The 15,283-nt window shown below is 65.7% G+C and carries 13 protein-coding genes; 6 read left to right on the top strand and 7 right to left on the bottom strand.

Annotation, left to right across the window (positions count from 1 at the left end; genetic code table 11):
* Together RN01_RS33700 and RN01_RS01410 are read right to left on the bottom strand one after the other, a co-directional pair.
* Positions 1–134, bottom strand: a 134-nt coding sequence (locus tag RN01_RS33700) for an NAD-dependent epimerase/dehydratase family protein (protein WP_156149770.1), incomplete at its 3' end; no start/stop codon positions are given.
* A gap of 68 nt (positions 135–202) precedes the next feature.
* Positions 203–1,930 (bottom strand): glycosyltransferase family 39 protein, encoded by a 1,728-nt coding sequence (locus RN01_RS01410; protein ID WP_017515375.1) that lies wholly within the window; start codon positions 1,928–1,930, stop codon positions 203–205.
* A 238-nt stretch (positions 1,931–2,168) separates the two neighbouring features.
* Between RN01_RS01410 and RN01_RS01405 the strand changes: the two genes are divergently transcribed.
* Genes RN01_RS01405 through RN01_RS01390 form a run of 4 tightly spaced genes read left to right on the top strand, consistent with a single transcriptional unit; the run spans position 2,169 to position 6,179 of the window.
* A complete protein-coding gene (locus RN01_RS01405) occupies positions 2,169–2,876 on the top strand; it encodes a response regulator (protein WP_011519254.1) in 708 nt (235 codons plus the stop codon).
* A complete protein-coding gene (locus RN01_RS01400; protein WP_024570201.1) occupies positions 2,873–4,246 on the top strand; it encodes an ATP-binding protein in 1,374 nt (457 codons plus the stop codon). The genes RN01_RS01405 and RN01_RS01400 overlap by 4 nt, the downstream gene beginning before the upstream one ends.
* Positions 4,247–4,294: 48 nt before the next feature.
* Positions 4,295–5,521, top strand: a complete 1,227-nt coding sequence (chrA, locus tag RN01_RS01395; RefSeq protein WP_017512949.1) for a chromate efflux transporter — start codon at positions 4,295–4,297, stop codon at positions 5,519–5,521.
* Between the two features lie 4 nt (positions 5,522–5,525).
* Positions 5,526–6,179 (top strand): DUF2459 domain-containing protein, encoded by a 654-nt coding sequence (locus RN01_RS01390; RefSeq protein WP_017512948.1) that lies wholly within the window; start codon positions 5,526–5,528, stop codon positions 6,177–6,179.
* Between the two features lie 4 nt (positions 6,180–6,183).
* On the opposite strand, the gene RN01_RS33695 is transcribed toward RN01_RS01390, so the two are convergent.
* Positions 6,184–6,336, bottom strand: coding sequence for a hypothetical protein (locus tag RN01_RS33695; protein ID WP_156149769.1), 153 nt, complete (start codon positions 6,334–6,336; stop codon positions 6,184–6,186).
* 503 nt (positions 6,337–6,839) lie between these two features.
* On the opposite strand from RN01_RS33695, the gene RN01_RS01375 reads away from it, so the two are divergent.
* Entirely contained in the window at positions 6,840–7,154 is a 315-nt protein-coding gene (locus tag RN01_RS01375) for a hypothetical protein (protein WP_017512945.1), read from the top strand.
* A 126-nt stretch (positions 7,155–7,280) separates the two neighbouring features.
* Here RN01_RS01375 and RN01_RS01370 read toward each other — a convergent pair whose 3' ends face one another.
* Positions 7,281–8,342 (bottom strand): porin, encoded by a 1,062-nt coding sequence (locus RN01_RS01370; RefSeq protein ID WP_011519260.1) that lies wholly within the window; start codon positions 8,340–8,342, stop codon positions 7,281–7,283.
* 316 nt (positions 8,343–8,658) lie between these two features.
* Between RN01_RS01370 and RN01_RS01365 the strand changes: the two genes are divergently transcribed.
* The gene (locus RN01_RS01365; RefSeq protein ID WP_017512944.1) at positions 8,659–11,139 is read left to right on the top strand and encodes a penicillin-binding protein 1A; all 2,481 of its coding nucleotides are present in this window, start codon (positions 8,659–8,661) and stop codon (positions 11,137–11,139) included.
* Positions 11,140–11,155: 16 nt separating this feature from the next.
* On the opposite strand, the gene RN01_RS01360 is transcribed toward RN01_RS01365, so the two are convergent.
* From RN01_RS01360 to RN01_RS01350, 3 genes are all read right to left on the bottom strand, one after another.
* Entirely contained in the window at positions 11,156–11,920 is a 765-nt protein-coding gene (locus RN01_RS01360) for an EAL domain-containing protein (protein ID WP_017512943.1), read from the bottom strand.
* Between the two features lie 200 nt (positions 11,921–12,120).
* A complete protein-coding gene (locus tag RN01_RS01355) occupies positions 12,121–13,413 on the bottom strand; it encodes a DUF1501 domain-containing protein (RefSeq protein ID WP_024570200.1) in 1,293 nt (430 codons plus the stop codon).
* A gap of 18 nt (positions 13,414–13,431) precedes the next feature.
* Positions 13,432–15,012 (bottom strand): DUF1800 domain-containing protein, encoded by a 1,581-nt coding sequence (locus tag RN01_RS01350; RefSeq protein WP_017514942.1) that lies wholly within the window; start codon positions 15,010–15,012, stop codon positions 13,432–13,434.
* Positions 15,013–15,283: the final 271 nt, after the last annotated feature.

The following is a 15,283-nucleotide window of genomic DNA, read 5'->3' as shown; positions in this document are numbered from 1 at the left end:
ACCAGATCGCCCAGGCGGTCCGACGACATATCCATGCCGTAGACCTCCCATTGCGTCGTTTCCAGGATGCGGCGCGTCAGATGGTGGCCGATGAAGCCGTTGATGCCAAGAATCAGGACTCGCTTCTGCTGCATGGATATATATGAAACCAAATTGATAGTGACCGACCTGAAGCCAGCCGGGGAGTTATTCGGAGCAGGTTTTACTGGGGCCCGGCAAGCGATGCCACGTTCGCCACCACCACGCGACGCCAGTCACGCGCCACCACGTACATCGACAAGGTCGGCGCGAGCGCCAGATAGGTGTCCGGGGACATCACGGCCATGGCCGGCTGGCCGTTCTTCCAGAGCTTGGTGAAACTGTCGACATCGGGCACCACGCGCTGCGGCTCCACCGTCGCGCCAAACGTCAGTTCGTCGGCTTGCCCCACCATCGTCAGCGGATGACGCAGGTAGAACGGCAACGTATGGTCGAGCATCTGCACGCCGTAGAGCGGCATCTCCGGCGTCAGCTTCTGCGCGATCTGCGGCGCGATATCGGCGCCCGACGCCGGGCGGCCGACCGTCTCGTGGCCAAGCAGCGCCACGGTGAAGCCCAGGTACATGCCCATCGCGTAGACCGCCACGCTGGGCAGCACGCCACGGCGCAGCAACAGGCGGGCCGCCGCGATGCCCAGCAGCATCACGACAAAGGCCACGGCCACCCAGACTGCGTAGGCGCGGTAGAACGAATTGGGGATGTGGTTGGCATTGAGCGTGGCCACCACGGGACTGGCCAGCAGCCCGCAAGCCGCCACGATGGCCATGCCGATGAGTTGCTTGCCCCAGCTACGCGGGCTCAGGCGATCGAGCGCCACCCCGGCGAGAATGCCCAGCGCGGGGATGACCGGCACGATATAGCCCGGCAGCTTCGAGCGGGAAATGCTGAAGAACACGAAGATCGCGATGGCCCAGATGCCGGCCATCAGCGCCGGACGGAAGCGTGCCTGCGTGCCTTCGACCGGCGCGCGCATGGCGGTCCACAGCTTCGGGAAGATGCCCGCCCACGGCAGGAACCCGCCGATGACCAGCGGCAGGAAGTAGAAAACCGAGCCCGAGCGCGAGTGGATATTCGACGTGTAGCGCTGCCAGTGCTCGTGAATAAAGAAGAAGTTCGGAAATTCGGGGTTACGGACCGATACCAGATAGAACCACGGTACCGTGATCACGAGCATCACCACGACGCCCAGCGCCAGATGCAGGCGGCGCCAGAGGCCCCAATCCCGCGTCACCATCGTATAGACCACCAGCACCAGCCCCGGGAGCGCGATGCCCACCAGCCCCTTGGTCAGGATGGCCACGCCCATCGCGGCCCAGCAGGCGACCATCCAGCCGCGCCGCGCCGCCACGGAGGCGTCCGGATGCTGGCCCATCAGCATGAAGGCAAGCACGCAGGACATCACGCCCGCCAGGGTCATGTCGAGCGTATTGAAATGGGCCGCCACGCTCCACATCGGCGCGGCCAGCAGGGCAAGGCCGGTGAAGGCCGCGGCACGCGCGCCGAACCAGCGACGCGCGGCCATCATCGACACGCCGATGCCGAGCAACCCGGACAGCGCCACGGCCAGCCGTGCCTGCCACTCGCCCAGCCCGAACAGTTCGTAGCCCACCACCGTCACCCACATATGGAATGGCGGCTTCTCGAAATACTTCAGCGCGTTATAACGAATCGTCACCCAGTCACCCGAGGCGAACATCTCGCGCGAAATCTCCGCATAGCGCCCTTCGTCGGGCCCGACCAGATGGCGCATGTCCAGCGAGACGAACCAGACCACCAGGGCCACGGCGACGAACAGCGCGACCCAGCCTGTGGCGGCCGACCAGCCGACCGCCCCTTGGGTCGACTGCGAGGATGCGACGGACGCGCGTTGCTGAGAGGTGGGTTGCGGCATGAAAGGGAGGGATGGAAAGGTGGGCTATCAGGGAAATCTCTGGCGCGACGCCATGCCCAGAACAGCCGGCGCTCGCGATGACACCGGCTAAAAATAGCGCGCAGATTATGAGAGAAACGTTAACGTCAGATTAATAATGCGACACACAGCCTGCGATGCTACGCTTTCCACCGGCTGATATGGACCTTACGGCGCGATTGGTGCCACTATCTCAAACAGCCGTTTCAGTCACTATAAGATGCGAATCCTGATTGTTGAAGACGACCCGATGCTCGGCGACGGGCTCCAGCGCGGCCTGAAACTGATAGGTCATGCCGTGGACTGGTTTGGCACTGCCGCTGAAGCGGACCGTGCCATTGGCATGATGCACTACGACGCAGTGGTGCTGGACCTTGGTCTGCCAGACGACGATGGCGTGGCGTTGCTCGGCCGTTGGCGCCAGCAGGGCCGGCAGATGCCGGTCGTGGTGCTGACCGCGCGCGATGCCGTGGCCAGCCGGATCTCCGGGCTAGACGCCGGCGCCGATGACTACCTGGTCAAGCCAGTGGAACTGGACGAGCTGGCGGCCCGCCTTCGCGCGGTCACCCGCCGTGCGGCCGGGATGCCCGAGCCCGTCTGGCGCCATGGCCCGCTCGAATACCAGCCCGCTGCGCGCCTGGCGCTCTGGCACGGCAAGGCCGTGGACCTGACCAGCCGGGAATCCATGCTGCTGGAACTGTTGCTGACCTACCCCAACCGCGTGCTGACGCGCGAATTCCTGCGCGACAAGCTCTATGACTGGGACAAGGGCTCCGAAAGCAACACGCTGGAAGTCCACATCCATCACCTGCGCAAGAAGCTCCATCCCGGCATCGTGCGCACGCTGCGCGGCGCCGGCTACACCCTGGGCACGCTCGAGGCGATCGAGATCGGCACCTCGGAACCCGAGGGCGGGGATCGCGCATGACGCTGCGGCGGCGGCTGATCCTGGCCGTCCTGGCCGCCGTGGCGTTTGCATGGGTACTGACCAGCGCATTGATCTACCTGAGCGCCCAGGAAGAAATCAACGAGCTCTATGACACCGCGATGGTCCGCATGGCCCAGCAGATGCAGGCCCTGCTGCCGCGCGTGCATACGCAAAGCTCGCCGGCGCCGCCGTCGGGGAACGGGCCGATCCCCGGAGATGCCGATCTGGGCGACGAGGGGTCGGCCGGGCTTGGTGATCTGGCGATCGCCGCATGGCGCCCCGACGGGGAGCCCCTGCACATCGACCCGGACGGCGATCACCTGCCCCGGCTGCCCGACGTCCAGGGGTTCACCGAGCGCAAGATCGACGGCGTGCCCTGGCGGCTCTACTACCTGAACGACCCGGCACAAGGCTGGCGCGTATGCGTCGGTCAGGTCAAGGCCGAGCGTGGCGAACTGATCGTCGCGTACCTGCAGGCGCAGGTATTGCCCTGGGTCTTTGGCCTGCCGCTGCTGACCACGCTGCTGCTCTGGGGCGTGAGCCGCGCCCTGCATCCCGTGCTTACGCTGTCGCAGGCCATTGCCGCGCGCGTGCCGGGCGATCCCACCCCGCTGACACTGCATGAGGTGCCGCGCGAACTCGTGCCGCTGGTCACGGAAATGAACAAGCTGCTGAGCCGCGCGACGGCGCTGCTCGAGCATGAACGCCGCCTGACCGCCGATGCCGCGCACGAACTGCGCACGCCGCTGGCGGCCCTGAAGGCCCAGTGGGAAGTCGCTCGCCGCTCCGACGATCCGACCGAGCGCTCCCGCGCCGCCGCCAACGTCGAGGCCGGCATCGACGGTATGAGCCGGCTGGTCTCGCAACTGTTGACGATGAGCAGGCTCGAGGACGAAGAGGCGCCGCCCACGCGTGGCCCGGTGGACTGGCGAGAGGTGTCGCGGCAGGTGCTGTCGGATTGCCTGCTGCTGTCCGAACGGCGCAACGTCGACATGGAAGTGCTGTGGCCCCCGGCAGGCCAGCAACCGCTACCTGTCAACGGCGACCCGACACTGCTCGGCACGATGCTTCGTAATCTGGTGGACAACGCCATCCGCTATAGTCCGGCTGGCACGGTGGTGACGCTGGCGTTCGAACCGGACCGGATTACCGTGTCCGATCGTGGACCGGGCGTGGCACCGGAACTGCTGCGGCGGCTCGGCGACCGCTTCTTCCGCGCCGCAGGCCAGCAGGAGCAAGGTAACGGACTCGGGATTTCGATCGCGCGCCGCGTGGCCGTGCTGCATGGGCTCGCGCTGGAGTTCGCCAACCGTCAGGATGGCGACGGCAGTGGACTGGTGGCTGCCATCCGCCTCAATGGCATGTATTGATCGGCATTGGCCCACAATGACGGGAAATCGTCAGAACCAGCATCCGGCATGAGCACGCTCCGCGCCACCGAAACCCATCGCGCCAGCCAAAGCGCCTGGGAGGTCTTCCTTGTCTTCCTGCGGCTCGGTCTCACCTCCTTTGGCGGACCGATCGCCCATCTGGGCTACTTCCGCGACGCCTTCGTCACGCGCCGTCGCTGGCTCAGCGAACACGCTTATTCCGATATCGTCGCGCTATGCCAGTTCCTGCCCGGCCCGGCCAGCAGCCAGGTAGGCATGGTGGTCGGTCTGTCGCGGGCCGGCTACCCCGGCGCGCTGGCCGCGTGGGTCGGCTTCACATTGCCATCGGCAATCGCATTGATCCTGTTCGCGCTGGGCCTGTCGCACTACGGCAATCTGGTGCCACCGAGCGCGCTGCACGGGCTCAAGGTGGCGGCGGTGGCGGTGGTCGCGCAGGCGGTCTGGGGCATGGCACGCTCGCTGTGCCCCGACGCTCCGCGCATCACGCTGATGATTCTCGCCGCCGTAGCCGTGACACTGATCCCTTCGCCGTGGTGCCAGGTCGGTGTGATGGTGGTCGCCGGGATGGTCGGCGCGCAGCGCTTCCGCACCGCACAGGTCCCGCCACACGAACCGCTGTCGATACCCGTCGGGCATGGCGCGGCAATCGGATTCCTGCTGCTGTTCGCGGGACTGCTGGCCGGCCTGCCCGTGGTTGCCAGCATGATTCCGAACCATGCCCTGGCGCTGGTCGATGCGTTCTACCGTGCCGGCGCGCTGGTGTTCGGCGGCGGACACGTGGTACTGCCGCTGCTGCAGGCGGCAGTGGTACCCACAGGCTGGGTCGACAACGACACCTTCCTGGCCGGCTATGGCGCAACGCAGGCAGTGCCGGGCCCCCTGTTCACGTTCGCGGCGTTCCTCGGCGCAGCCGGTGGTCCCGCGCCGACTGGCTGGATCGGCGGCATCGTGTGCCTGTTGGCGATTTTCGCGCCGTCCTTCCTGCTGGTCCTTGGCGCCCTGCCGTTCTGGGAGCGGTTGCGCCGCCACGCGGGCACGCGTGCGGCGCTCGCGGGTGTCAACGCGGCCGTGGTGGGCCTGCTGCTGTCCGCGCTCTATCAGCCGGTCTGGACCAGCGCGATCCATGCCCCCGCCGATTTCGCGCTGGCACTGCTCGCGCTGGCTGCGCTGACCGTGTGGCGCGTGCCACCGTGGGCCGTGGTGACGGGTTGCGCGCTGGCGGGCTGGGGGATGCATGTGGGCGGGATGGCCTGAGCCAATGAAGCGCGCGGGGCTGGCTCGCCCTTGCGCCCGCGTGGCAATCGCCGCGCTGATCACGCTGCTGTCGGGCTGCGCCACCTCCACCGAAACCCCTGCTGCGAATGACCCGGCCACCACCATCGACGTGGTCGAGCGCGACTGGCACACCGACGTCTGCATCCGCACCGAGGATGCGGATACGCACCTGATGCGGCTGGTGGTCGGGTACGAGGGCTCGCATTACCTGTGCTTCGGCTTTGGCGATCGACACTACCTGCTCAGTCGCGAGCGCGGCCCGATGACGCTGCTGTCGGCGCTGCTCCCAGGCGCAGGCGCCATCCTGCTGACGGTCCTGCGCGATACGCCGGCCGCAGCATTCGGCACGGACAACGTGGTGCGGCTCGACGTCGGCGAGCCCGGCATGGAACGGCTACGGGAATTCCTGGGCAACGCCGTGCAGACCGACGATGCCGGCGCGCCGATCAGCCTTGGAGAGGGCCCCTATCCAGGCGGCCTCTACTTCGGCGCCACGGCTGACTATGACGGCTTCTATACGTGCAATACCTGGACCGCCGACGCCTTGCGCGCGGCCGGCATCCCGATTCTTGGTCCCGTGCTGTTCGCCGACGGTGTCATGCGACAGGTCCGGCAGATTGCGCAGCCCGCGCGCTAGGCCACTAGCACGGCGCCGGACTGCAGATCGTTGTCGTGGTACCCGGGGCCGGTGTCACCACGGTGGTCTTCTGTGGAGGACTGGGATCGCTGCTGCTGAACGACACGCAACCGGCAAGGCAGATCGGCAGCATCAGGATCAAGATGAGTCTGGACATGGTGTGTCCCTCCTGGATGTGCAAAAGAACAATACGCGGCCAGTTTAAATAGCGGTACTCGGGCGCCGCCATCGGCCTATCTCCTACAGCGGGTAGACAAGAAGACGCTGGCAAGTGGCGTTGGCAACGCCCTGAAAAGAGAGTGCCGAGCCGGTTGTGGCGGTCCGGAAACAAATAGAGCCGTCTCGAAAGACGGCTCCATGCCCCGCGTATTTAGCGTCAATTCGCCACCCGCCCATCCTGGTGCCTCTGCGGGCCTCCATGGAAGATACCGGCGATAGCGAAGTCGGCCCGCGGCAACCCCTCCGGTCGCATCTGGATTCCCGACTTATTCAGCGGGCCAACAACGGATGACATTCTGACGATGCAATATTTCGGAAATAAGACGCTGCCGAGCCTGATACCGCACACGTGGATCAGATCCACGCTTATTTCTGTGGCGTCCGTTATCGTGGCGCCATCCACTCGCTAGAATGAAACAACCTGCTTCCCGGAGAGTACGTATGAAACGCGATGCCGTTGCCGTGACCGAGACAACTCCAGAGGGGCTGGCCGCCCTGATCTATCACATTGCCCACAGTGCCAGTCAGGGGCAGCTCGATCCCGAATTCGTACGCAAGCTTGGCAAGCGCGTGGACAAAGAACTCGAAGCGATGGAAGCCGTTGGCAAGATGAATGCGACCGACAAGAAACAGTTGCTGCACGCGGTGCAAACGCTGCACACGACCACAGACGTGGAGGAAGGCGCCCGCCTGACACGAGCGCTGGAGCGCCTGCGCGATCATGATGCGCGCGCCGCGCTGCCCCCCGCCCAGTAAAAGCCCCCGCTGAAAATGAAGAACGCCCCTGGGCCGCCAAGTCGGTCCAGGGGCGTTTTTTTATCCGGCAGGACGGGGGGAAAGGCCCCGCCTGTCGGTGCCTCCCTTTAGCCGGATCGTGGTTGCTTAGAAGCGGTGACGGATACCTGCGATGGCACCGGTCTGGTTGGCACCGGCGATAGCCGTGCCAGCACCGTTGAGGCCCAGGTTCGATGCGCCCTTGTTGGTCACGTAACCCACGTTCAGGTAGGCATCGGTGCGCTTCGAGAAAGCGTAATCGGCCGACAGCACGAACATCCACGAATCGTTGTTGCTCTCATGCGCATCAGTGTAGTACGCGGCACCAGTCAGGGACAGGGCCGGGGTCACGCGGTACAGGCCGCCGAGCCAGTAGACATTGTTGCGCGCGGCGGCAGTAGCTGCCGTGGCCACGCCATCGTCACGCATCCAGCGATAGCCGGCGAACACCTTGGCCGGGCCAAAGTCGTAGGACGTACCCACGGCCAGACGCTTGATGGCGCGGTCCGAGATGGCCGGCGTGCCGCTCTGAGTCTGGTCATAGGCGGTGCCGACCGAGAAGGCGCCGGCGGTGTAGGCCAGGCCGGCGCCGAATGCGCGACCAGCCTTGTAGTTGCCCGGCACTTCGCCGTTATTGTTGGCACCCGTGCTGTAGTACCCGGTGCCGGTCAGGCCACCGAACTTGCCGGTGTACTTGAGCGAGTTGTCGGCGCGGCCATTGAAGCCCGAGTCAACCGAGTTCAGCGAGTACTTCGGACCCACGCCCATCGGGTCGTAGGCACCGAACAGGTCATACAGCGCGTTCTGCTGGCGACCCAGGGTCACTGCACCGAAGCCGCCCTGCAGGCCCACAAAGGCCTGGCGACCGAACAGTCGGCTGCTCTGGCCGGACAAACCGGTGTCGATGTCAAAGCCCGACTCGAGCGTGAAGATCCCCTTCAGGCCACCGCCCAGGTCTTCCACGCCACGCAGGCCCCAGCGCGAACCGGACATGTTGCCCGAGCTCACGCGCACCGCGGTACCACCGTTGCCACCCGGGGAATGGGTAGCGAATTCAATACCTGCGTCGGCGATGCCGTACAGGGTCACGTTCGAGGCGGTTTGTGCCGATGCAACGCCGGACAGGGCGCACGTACCCGCAGCCGCCAAGGCAAATAGAGCTTTCTTCACTGTAAATTTCTCTGTTTTGTTTAAGACATTGAGATGCTTCCCCGCTCCGCAGTCGTCCGGAAAGTGCTTGCAACACAACGCCGTCGAGCGGCGACCGATGGGGGCGCATCGCAATTATTCCGATTCAGTATGAAATTCTTGTGTCGTAACCCGAGTTATTGCCATATCAGGAATCCACCCTCATAGAGGGTTGTGCTTTCAGACGATGCGTGATCCGGGTTTTCCCTGCCCACAATTTGGTAGCATTCACACTTTTCCGAGAACGGCATTTGACGCCCCGATGACAGCGCGCAACGGGACTGAGGTGCCTGTGTCAATGCGCCTGGATTCCATCAAGACCTTCATCGCTTCACGCCTGTCGCTGATCCGTCAGCATTTGCGCCGTCCCACGCGGCGCGAGGTCGTGCTGGCGGTGGCCGCCATCCCGGCGCTGGTGCTGCTCTATATCCTGTTGCTGATCCCGTTCACGCCGGGCATCAGCGACATCCGCAAGGCCAAGTCCGAACAGCCCGCGCAGGTGCTGTCGGCCGACGGCAAGGAGATCGCGGTCTACCGCTGGGCCAACCGCGACTGGGTCAAGCTTTCCGAGATCTCGCCCAATGTGGTCGACGCGCTGATCGCCACCGAGGACCACCGCTTCTACCAACACCACGGGCTCGACTGGCGGCGCACCGCCTCGGCCGCCCTGCATACGTTCTCGGGCGACCGCCAGGGCGGCTCCACGCTCACGCAGCAGCTGGCGCGCAACCGCTACCCGGACGAGATCGGCCGCGCGCCCACGCTGACGCGCAAGCTCAAGGAAGCGATCACGGCCCTGAAGATCGAAGCGCTTTACTCGAAGGACGAGATCCTCGAGACCTACCTCAACACGGTGCCGTTCCTGTACAACGCGTTCGGCATCGAGATGGCCGCGCGCACGTACTTCGACAAGTCCGCCGACAAGCTCGACGTGCTGGAAGCCGCGACGCTGATCGGGATGCTCAAGGGCAACAGCTACTACAACCCGGTGCTGAACCCCGAGCGCGCGCTGGATCGCCGCAACACGGTGCTGGCCCAGATGGTGAAACGCGGCAAGCTCGACCCGGCCCGCTTCGAGACGCTGAAGAAGCGGCCACTGCGCATCGACTTCGAGCGCCAGATCGAGGCACCCGGCCCCGCGCCCCACTTCGCCCAGCAACTGCGCAAATGGCTGATCACCTGGGCTGACCGCAACGACTACAACCTCTATACCGACGGCCTGGTCATCCATACGACGATCGATTCGCGCCTGCAGACCATGGCCACGCAGGCACTGACGCGCCAGGGCAACCAACTGCAATCGATCGCCAACGCTGCCTGGGCACCGCGCGCGGGATGGTCCGAGAGCCGGGGTCTGGTGCAGGCATTCGTGCGCGAAACGCCGGAGTTCCGCGCCGCGGTGGCTGGCGGCCAGAGCGAGGAAGACGCGCTGAAGCGCCTGATGGCCGATCGCCCCTTCATGCAGGCGCTGCGCGAGCAGAAGACGCGCGTGCAGGCCGGCTTCATGGCGATGGACCCGACAACCGGTGAAATCAAGGCCTGGGTCGGCAGCCGCGACTTCACCGTCGACGCGTTCGACCACGTGGCCCAGGCGCGTCGCCAGCCCGGTTCCACGTTCAAGCCTTTCGTCTATGGCGCCGCGTTCGCGCGCGGGCAGAGTCCCGACGAGACCTTTATCGACCAGCCGGTCGAGATCAAGCTGGCCGGTGGCGAAATCTGGCGCCCCACCGATGAATCGCCACCCACGGGCCGCGCGCTGAGCCTGCGTGACGGTCTGGTCTACTCGAAGAACACGATCACCGCCCAACTGGTGCAGACGATTGGCGCGGACCGCGTGGCGCAACTGGCCCGTGCGATGGGCGTGCGCGACAGCAAGCTCGAAGCCGTGCCATCGCTGGCGCTGGGCACGAGTCCGGTAACGCTCAAGGAAATGGTCAGCGCCTACGGCACCATCGCCAATGGCGGGCAATACCTCGCGCCGACCATGGTCACGCGGATCGAGGACCAGCAAGGCAATGTGCTGGCGCAGTTCCGCGAGCCGTCACCGCAACGCGCGCTGTCGACCTCGGCCAACGAAACGCTCGTCGACGTGATGCGCGACGTGATCGACCGCGGCACCGGCACGGCGATCCGCACCCGCTTCGGCATCCGTGCCGACGTGGCCGGCAAGACCGGCACCACCCAGGACAATGCCGACGGCTGGTTCATCCTGATGCATCCCCAGCTCGTGGCCGGCGCATGGGTCGGCTTCAACGACAGCCGCGTGACGCTACGTAGCGACTACTGGGGCCAGGGCGCACATAGCGCGCTGCCGATCGTCGGTGACTTCTATCAGCGGGCCCTGCGTGCGCGGATCATCGACCCGCGCGTGCGCTTCGCGGAATCCGACGAGAAGACCTGGTACTCCGCGATTACCGATCAGATCAAGGGCTGGTACCAGAAGCTGTTCGGCGCCGGCAAGAAGGAAGAGGCCGCGCCCGTTCCACGTCCGGCGCCGCGCCGCCCGGCACTGCCGGAGACCGATAACGACGCCTTGCCACCGGCCAGCGCATCGGCGGCAATCGCCGACGGCGGCATGGCACTCGACCCGGGTGAAGTGGTGGAAGCCACGCCACCGTCGTCTTCCGCAAGCGCCCCGGCCGCCCCGGCCGCGTCCTCCATCTCGGCATCGGCACCGCCCGTGCCAGCGGTCTCGCCCGTACCGCCAGTGGCACCTTCGGTGGCCGGCGAGCCGGCTCAGTCGCCCCAGCCAGATACCGCGCCGGCTACGACGCACTGACCCAGACGCTGGTGACTCAGGGCGCCGCGCGCAACGCGCGCAGCGCCTCCTCCGACAACGTCAGCGCCGGCACCTCGGCGGGACGTGCCAACAGGTAACCCTGCGCATAGTCGATACCGAGTTCGCGGCACACGAGCAGATCGTCCACGCGCTCGATGCCCTCAGCCACCAGCTTCGTGCCACTGAGCTTCGCCAGCTTGCACAGCGCGCGCACGGCTTCGAGCTGGAACGTCGACGTGGCAATGCCGTCGATGACGACGCGGGCGATCTTCACGTAATCGGGCTTCATCGCGATCCACTGGCCCAGGTTGGCATGGCCGGTGCCGTAGTCGTCGAGCGCGAACTGCGCGCCGCGCGCGCGGATCGAGAAAACGGCCTTGGTCAGCGATTCCAGCGGCCCCAGTGGTGCCTGCTCGGTCAGCTCCAGCACGATGCGGTCCGAAGGCATGTCCACGCGCAGCAGGAAGTTGCGCACATCCTCCCGCGTGTCCTCGATATCACGCAGGGAGTCCGCGCTGTAATTCAGGAATAGCTTGCCGGGCAAGCGCGCCTGCATGAATGCGGCAATCGCGGTGCGCGCGGCTAGCCGCTCCATGCGCACCAGCGCCCCCGCCCTGGCGGCTTCCGCGAACAGGGCGACAGGATTCTCCAGCGGCGTGCCCACCGGGCCGCGTATCAGTGCCTCATACCCGAGGATGTCGCCAGTGGCGAGCGACCCGATCGGCTGGAAAACCGGTCGCAGGTACCTTTGTTCGAGGCAATCGGCGATGGTTGGCGTCATGGTGGCGACAAGGCTTGCACTCAAACTGGCGTTGGTTCATGCGGATCTTGCGATCGGAAGAGTCCGCTCCCACCGCAGCTATCGGCATAACTCCACCGCCACTTGAGCCACAACACACCCTACTTGACGGGGGCATCACCCCCTACTTTCGCACCCCCTGCCCCCCGGCTGCCACTACGTATGCCAGCACACCCGCAGCGCTACACCAGACCGATATCCCGCGAGCGCGTCCCCGGAAACACCTGCGCCAGACGCGCATCGTCCAGGCCATACAGACGACGGAAGACACCCCCCAGCACAGCGCGGTAGTCGTTCAGCACGGGATAGTCCCGGTTCTGATTGAGCGAGGCCTGCGTCACCGCGACCTGCTCGCCGACGATGCGGCCACCCCGTACATTGCCGCCTGCCACCCAGTACACCGTGCCATGACCGTGGTCGGTGCCGCGCGTGCCGTTCTCGCGGAACGTTCGGCCGAACTCCGAGATCGCCACCACCGTCGTATTGCGCCAGGTCGGGCCGATCTCTTCGGCGAATCCGGCAATGCCGCGCCCCAGGTTATCGAGCAGGTTCGCCAGTTGGCCCTGCGCGCCCCCTTGATTGACGTGGGTGTCCCAGCCGCCCACATCGATGAAGCCGATATTGAATTTATCGCGCATCAGCCCGGCCATGCGGCGGGCTTCCTGCTCGAAGCCACGGGCACTCAGCGCGCGGCGGTTGGCCGCCTGCATTTCCTCCATGCGACCCGACATCGACTCACCCTCCGCGCTGCGCATCGCGGCCTCGTGCTTGCGCATCGCCTCGGCCTGCTCGGCAACCGTCTGGCGCAGCTCGAAGCCCTCGGCAATCAGCGACTCGAAACGTGTTCCCTTGTACATCTGCGCCAGCATCTGGGTCTGGCGCGCGTCAAATGGTGTGCGCCCGGTGCCCTTCAGCGACACGTTTGGCACGCTGAGCGCGCCCGACATCACCATCGGCAAGCCATCGGTAAACGCGACCGGAGCCGCCTGACCACCCATCGACTGCGCCAGGCGATTCAGGAAACCGCTCCCGCGTGGCATGCCGCCGCCGTGCCCATCACCCGCCAGTCCGGCTTCGATACCATCCTGCGTCTCGAAGTGGCTGCGCGACATGTCACTGGTCCCCGCGAACGGGATAAACGCCAGTTGCTGGCGCTGCCACAGCGGCAACATCGTCGTGCCCAGTACCGGATGCAGCGCCCAACCGTCCGCCGACAGCGGCAGCGCCGCAGCCGGATCGGGCGACGCGCCGTCGGCCACCGGACGCTTGATGGCGATCGTCGGCCGCGACGCATAGTAGAAATCGCTGCCCGCCGGCACCAGAACGTTGGCCGCATCGTAGCCACCGCGCAGGAACACCAGCAGGAAGCGCGCATCGGCCTGCGCAGGCAGCGCGAACACGCGCGACGACATCGTCGGCAGCGTCAGGGCCAGCCCCGCGCCACCCAGGGTCCTGAGCCAATCACGTCGATTCATGACATGCTCCTTGCGCATTCAACGTTGCATCCATTCGGGCGAACTCAGCAATACCGCATTCCATTCCTGCTGAGACCCAGCCTGCGCCAGTGCGCCGCGCGTGGCGGGGCCCAGCGTGGCTTCGATCGTGTCGTAGAACATGCGGCTATTCGGCATCGGAAAACCACGCCGCTGCGTGGGTTGGCCATCCTCGCCAGTGAACAGGCCCGCCGGGCCATTGCCGATGGTCCGCGCGATCTCGAAGCGCCGCACCAGTTGGCCCGAACTGGCCCACGCGCTTTCAGCGGCCGGGTAGCCGTCCGGCGTCACGTGCCCGTACAGCGGTTCGCCCAACTGATTGAGCCAGTTGATCACCGGACGCAGATTGGTCACCGGCCGCCCGTCATAGGCCAGGCGCATCGACGAGACCACAAAAACCATCGGGTCCTTGAACTTGCGCGCGCCGTGGGCCGCGGCACTGTCGAACTCCTTCGACAGCAGCATCGTCCGCAGCACCGCACCAATATCGCCGTCGGTACGCGTGAACGTGGCGGCCATCCGGTCGACCAATGCTTGCGGCGGAGCATCGGACACGAAGTACGTGGCCAGCTTCGCCGAGATGAACCGCGCCGTGGCCGGATCGCGCGACAGAATGGTCACGGCCCGCTCCACCTCGCTGTAGCCGGTGGGTTCGATGCGCTGGCCCAGCAGCACCTTGGAACCGAAATCATGGCGATTCGGATTGAACTCGAACAGCCCCTCGCCGCGATACATGGCCGCGCGCGCCGGCCCTAGCTTCGGCGGCTCTCCGCGCAGGTTCACGCCCAGCCCGGTCAGCACGCGTGCCAGCTCCTGCACGTCCTGCTGCGTATAGCGCGAGCCGCTGGGCCCGCCCGATATACCCAGCGTGTGCAACTCCATCAGCTCGCGCGCGTAGTTCTCGTTGATACGATTGGCCGCGCTCTGCGCGTTATCCAGATACACCAGCATGGCCGGCGAGGTCACCGTCGCCATCACCAGGTCCCGGAACTTGCCCAGCGCATGCGGACGGATCGCACGCTCTTCGTACTCGGGCAGCATCGACCCGACCTGCCCCTTGGCCGCATAGACGCTGAAGTGGTTCATCCAGAACCAGGTCATCTGCTCGCGCAACTGGCCGGGCGAGTACAACGCGCGCAGCAGATGACGACGCTCGGTGTCGAGCACAAGCTCCCGCGTCTGGCGGTTGATCGCCTGACGCGCCTGCTGTTTCTCGGTTTCGTCGGTAAGCGTGTTGATGCGCTCCCGCTCGGCGCGCACGGCCTGCTGGCGCTGCACGGCGTCGCCCTGGCTGACGGGCAACGCCGCGATTGCCACCGCCACCGGTTGCGGGTCTGCCAGCGGCGTGTGCAACTGCTCTTCCAGATAACGCTCACGTCCGATCGCCTGGAGGCGCTGCACGCTGGCCTGGTCAGCGCCGAAGCTGACCGTGTTCAGCCAGCGCAGGTCGGCCGACGACAGGCTACCGGGCTGCGTCGCCCCCGATGGCGGCGTCTGGGCGCAGGCCGCCAGGAACGTTGCCGTGGCCAGCAGCGCCAGCAGGCGCTGCCACTTCCGCGCGTTCGACTTGGGGTTAACCATGAGGACACCCTCTTCTATGACAGATACAGATGGGAATGCCGGTTTGACGCCTGGACGATGCGGTTGGTTGACGGCCAAAGGTACCGAGTCTGTTACGAGAGCTTTCCGCCTGGGCCTGTCATCGCCCGGTCACACACGCATCCCAGAATTCGCCCTCATGACAGGCGCAGGGCCCGGGCGAATCGCATCGACGATGCGGCATCGCAGCAACGGAAAACCTTGACGCCTGATTTTTCGGCGCTTCAATGAAAACGTTTTCATCGCTGCGTGC

The organism is Cupriavidus sp. SHE, from assembly GCF_000812445.1.
Taxonomy (GTDB): Bacteria; Pseudomonadota; Gammaproteobacteria; order Burkholderiales; family Burkholderiaceae; genus Cupriavidus; species Cupriavidus metallidurans.
Note: the sequence above shows the minus strand (reverse complement) of the source record. Positions and strands in the feature narration are given on the sequence as shown.

Excerpts from the sequence above, each read along its gene's own strand:
- RN01_RS01410 (WP_017515375.1), bottom strand. The coding sequence starts at position 1,930 with ATGCCGCAACCCACCTCTCAGCAACGCGCGTCCGTCGCATCCTCGCAG.
- RN01_RS01405 (WP_011519254.1), top strand. The coding sequence starts at position 2,169 with ATGCGAATCCTGATTGTTGAAGACGACCCGATGCTCGGCGACGGGCTC.
- RN01_RS01400 (WP_024570201.1), top strand. The coding sequence starts at position 2,873 with ATGACGCTGCGGCGGCGGCTGATCCTGGCCGTCCTGGCCGCCGTGGCG.
- chrA (WP_017512949.1), top strand. The coding sequence starts at position 4,295 with ATGAGCACGCTCCGCGCCACCGAAACCCATCGCGCCAGCCAAAGCGCC.
- RN01_RS01390 (WP_017512948.1), top strand. The coding sequence starts at position 5,526 with ATGAAGCGCGCGGGGCTGGCTCGCCCTTGCGCCCGCGTGGCAATCGCC.
- RN01_RS33695 (WP_156149769.1), bottom strand. The coding sequence starts at position 6,336 with ATGTCCAGACTCATCTTGATCCTGATGCTGCCGATCTGCCTTGCCGGT.
- RN01_RS01375 (WP_017512945.1), top strand. The coding sequence starts at position 6,840 with ATGAAACGCGATGCCGTTGCCGTGACCGAGACAACTCCAGAGGGGCTG.
- RN01_RS01365 (WP_017512944.1), top strand. The coding sequence starts at position 8,659 with ATGCGCCTGGATTCCATCAAGACCTTCATCGCTTCACGCCTGTCGCTG.
- RN01_RS01360 (WP_017512943.1), bottom strand. The coding sequence starts at position 11,920 with ATGACGCCAACCATCGCCGATTGCCTCGAACAAAGGTACCTGCGACCG.
- RN01_RS01355 (WP_024570200.1), bottom strand. The coding sequence starts at position 13,413 with ATGAATCGACGTGATTGGCTCAGGACCCTGGGTGGCGCGGGGCTGGCC.
- RN01_RS01350 (WP_017514942.1), bottom strand. The coding sequence starts at position 15,012 with ATGGTTAACCCCAAGTCGAACGCGCGGAAGTGGCAGCGCCTGCTGGCG.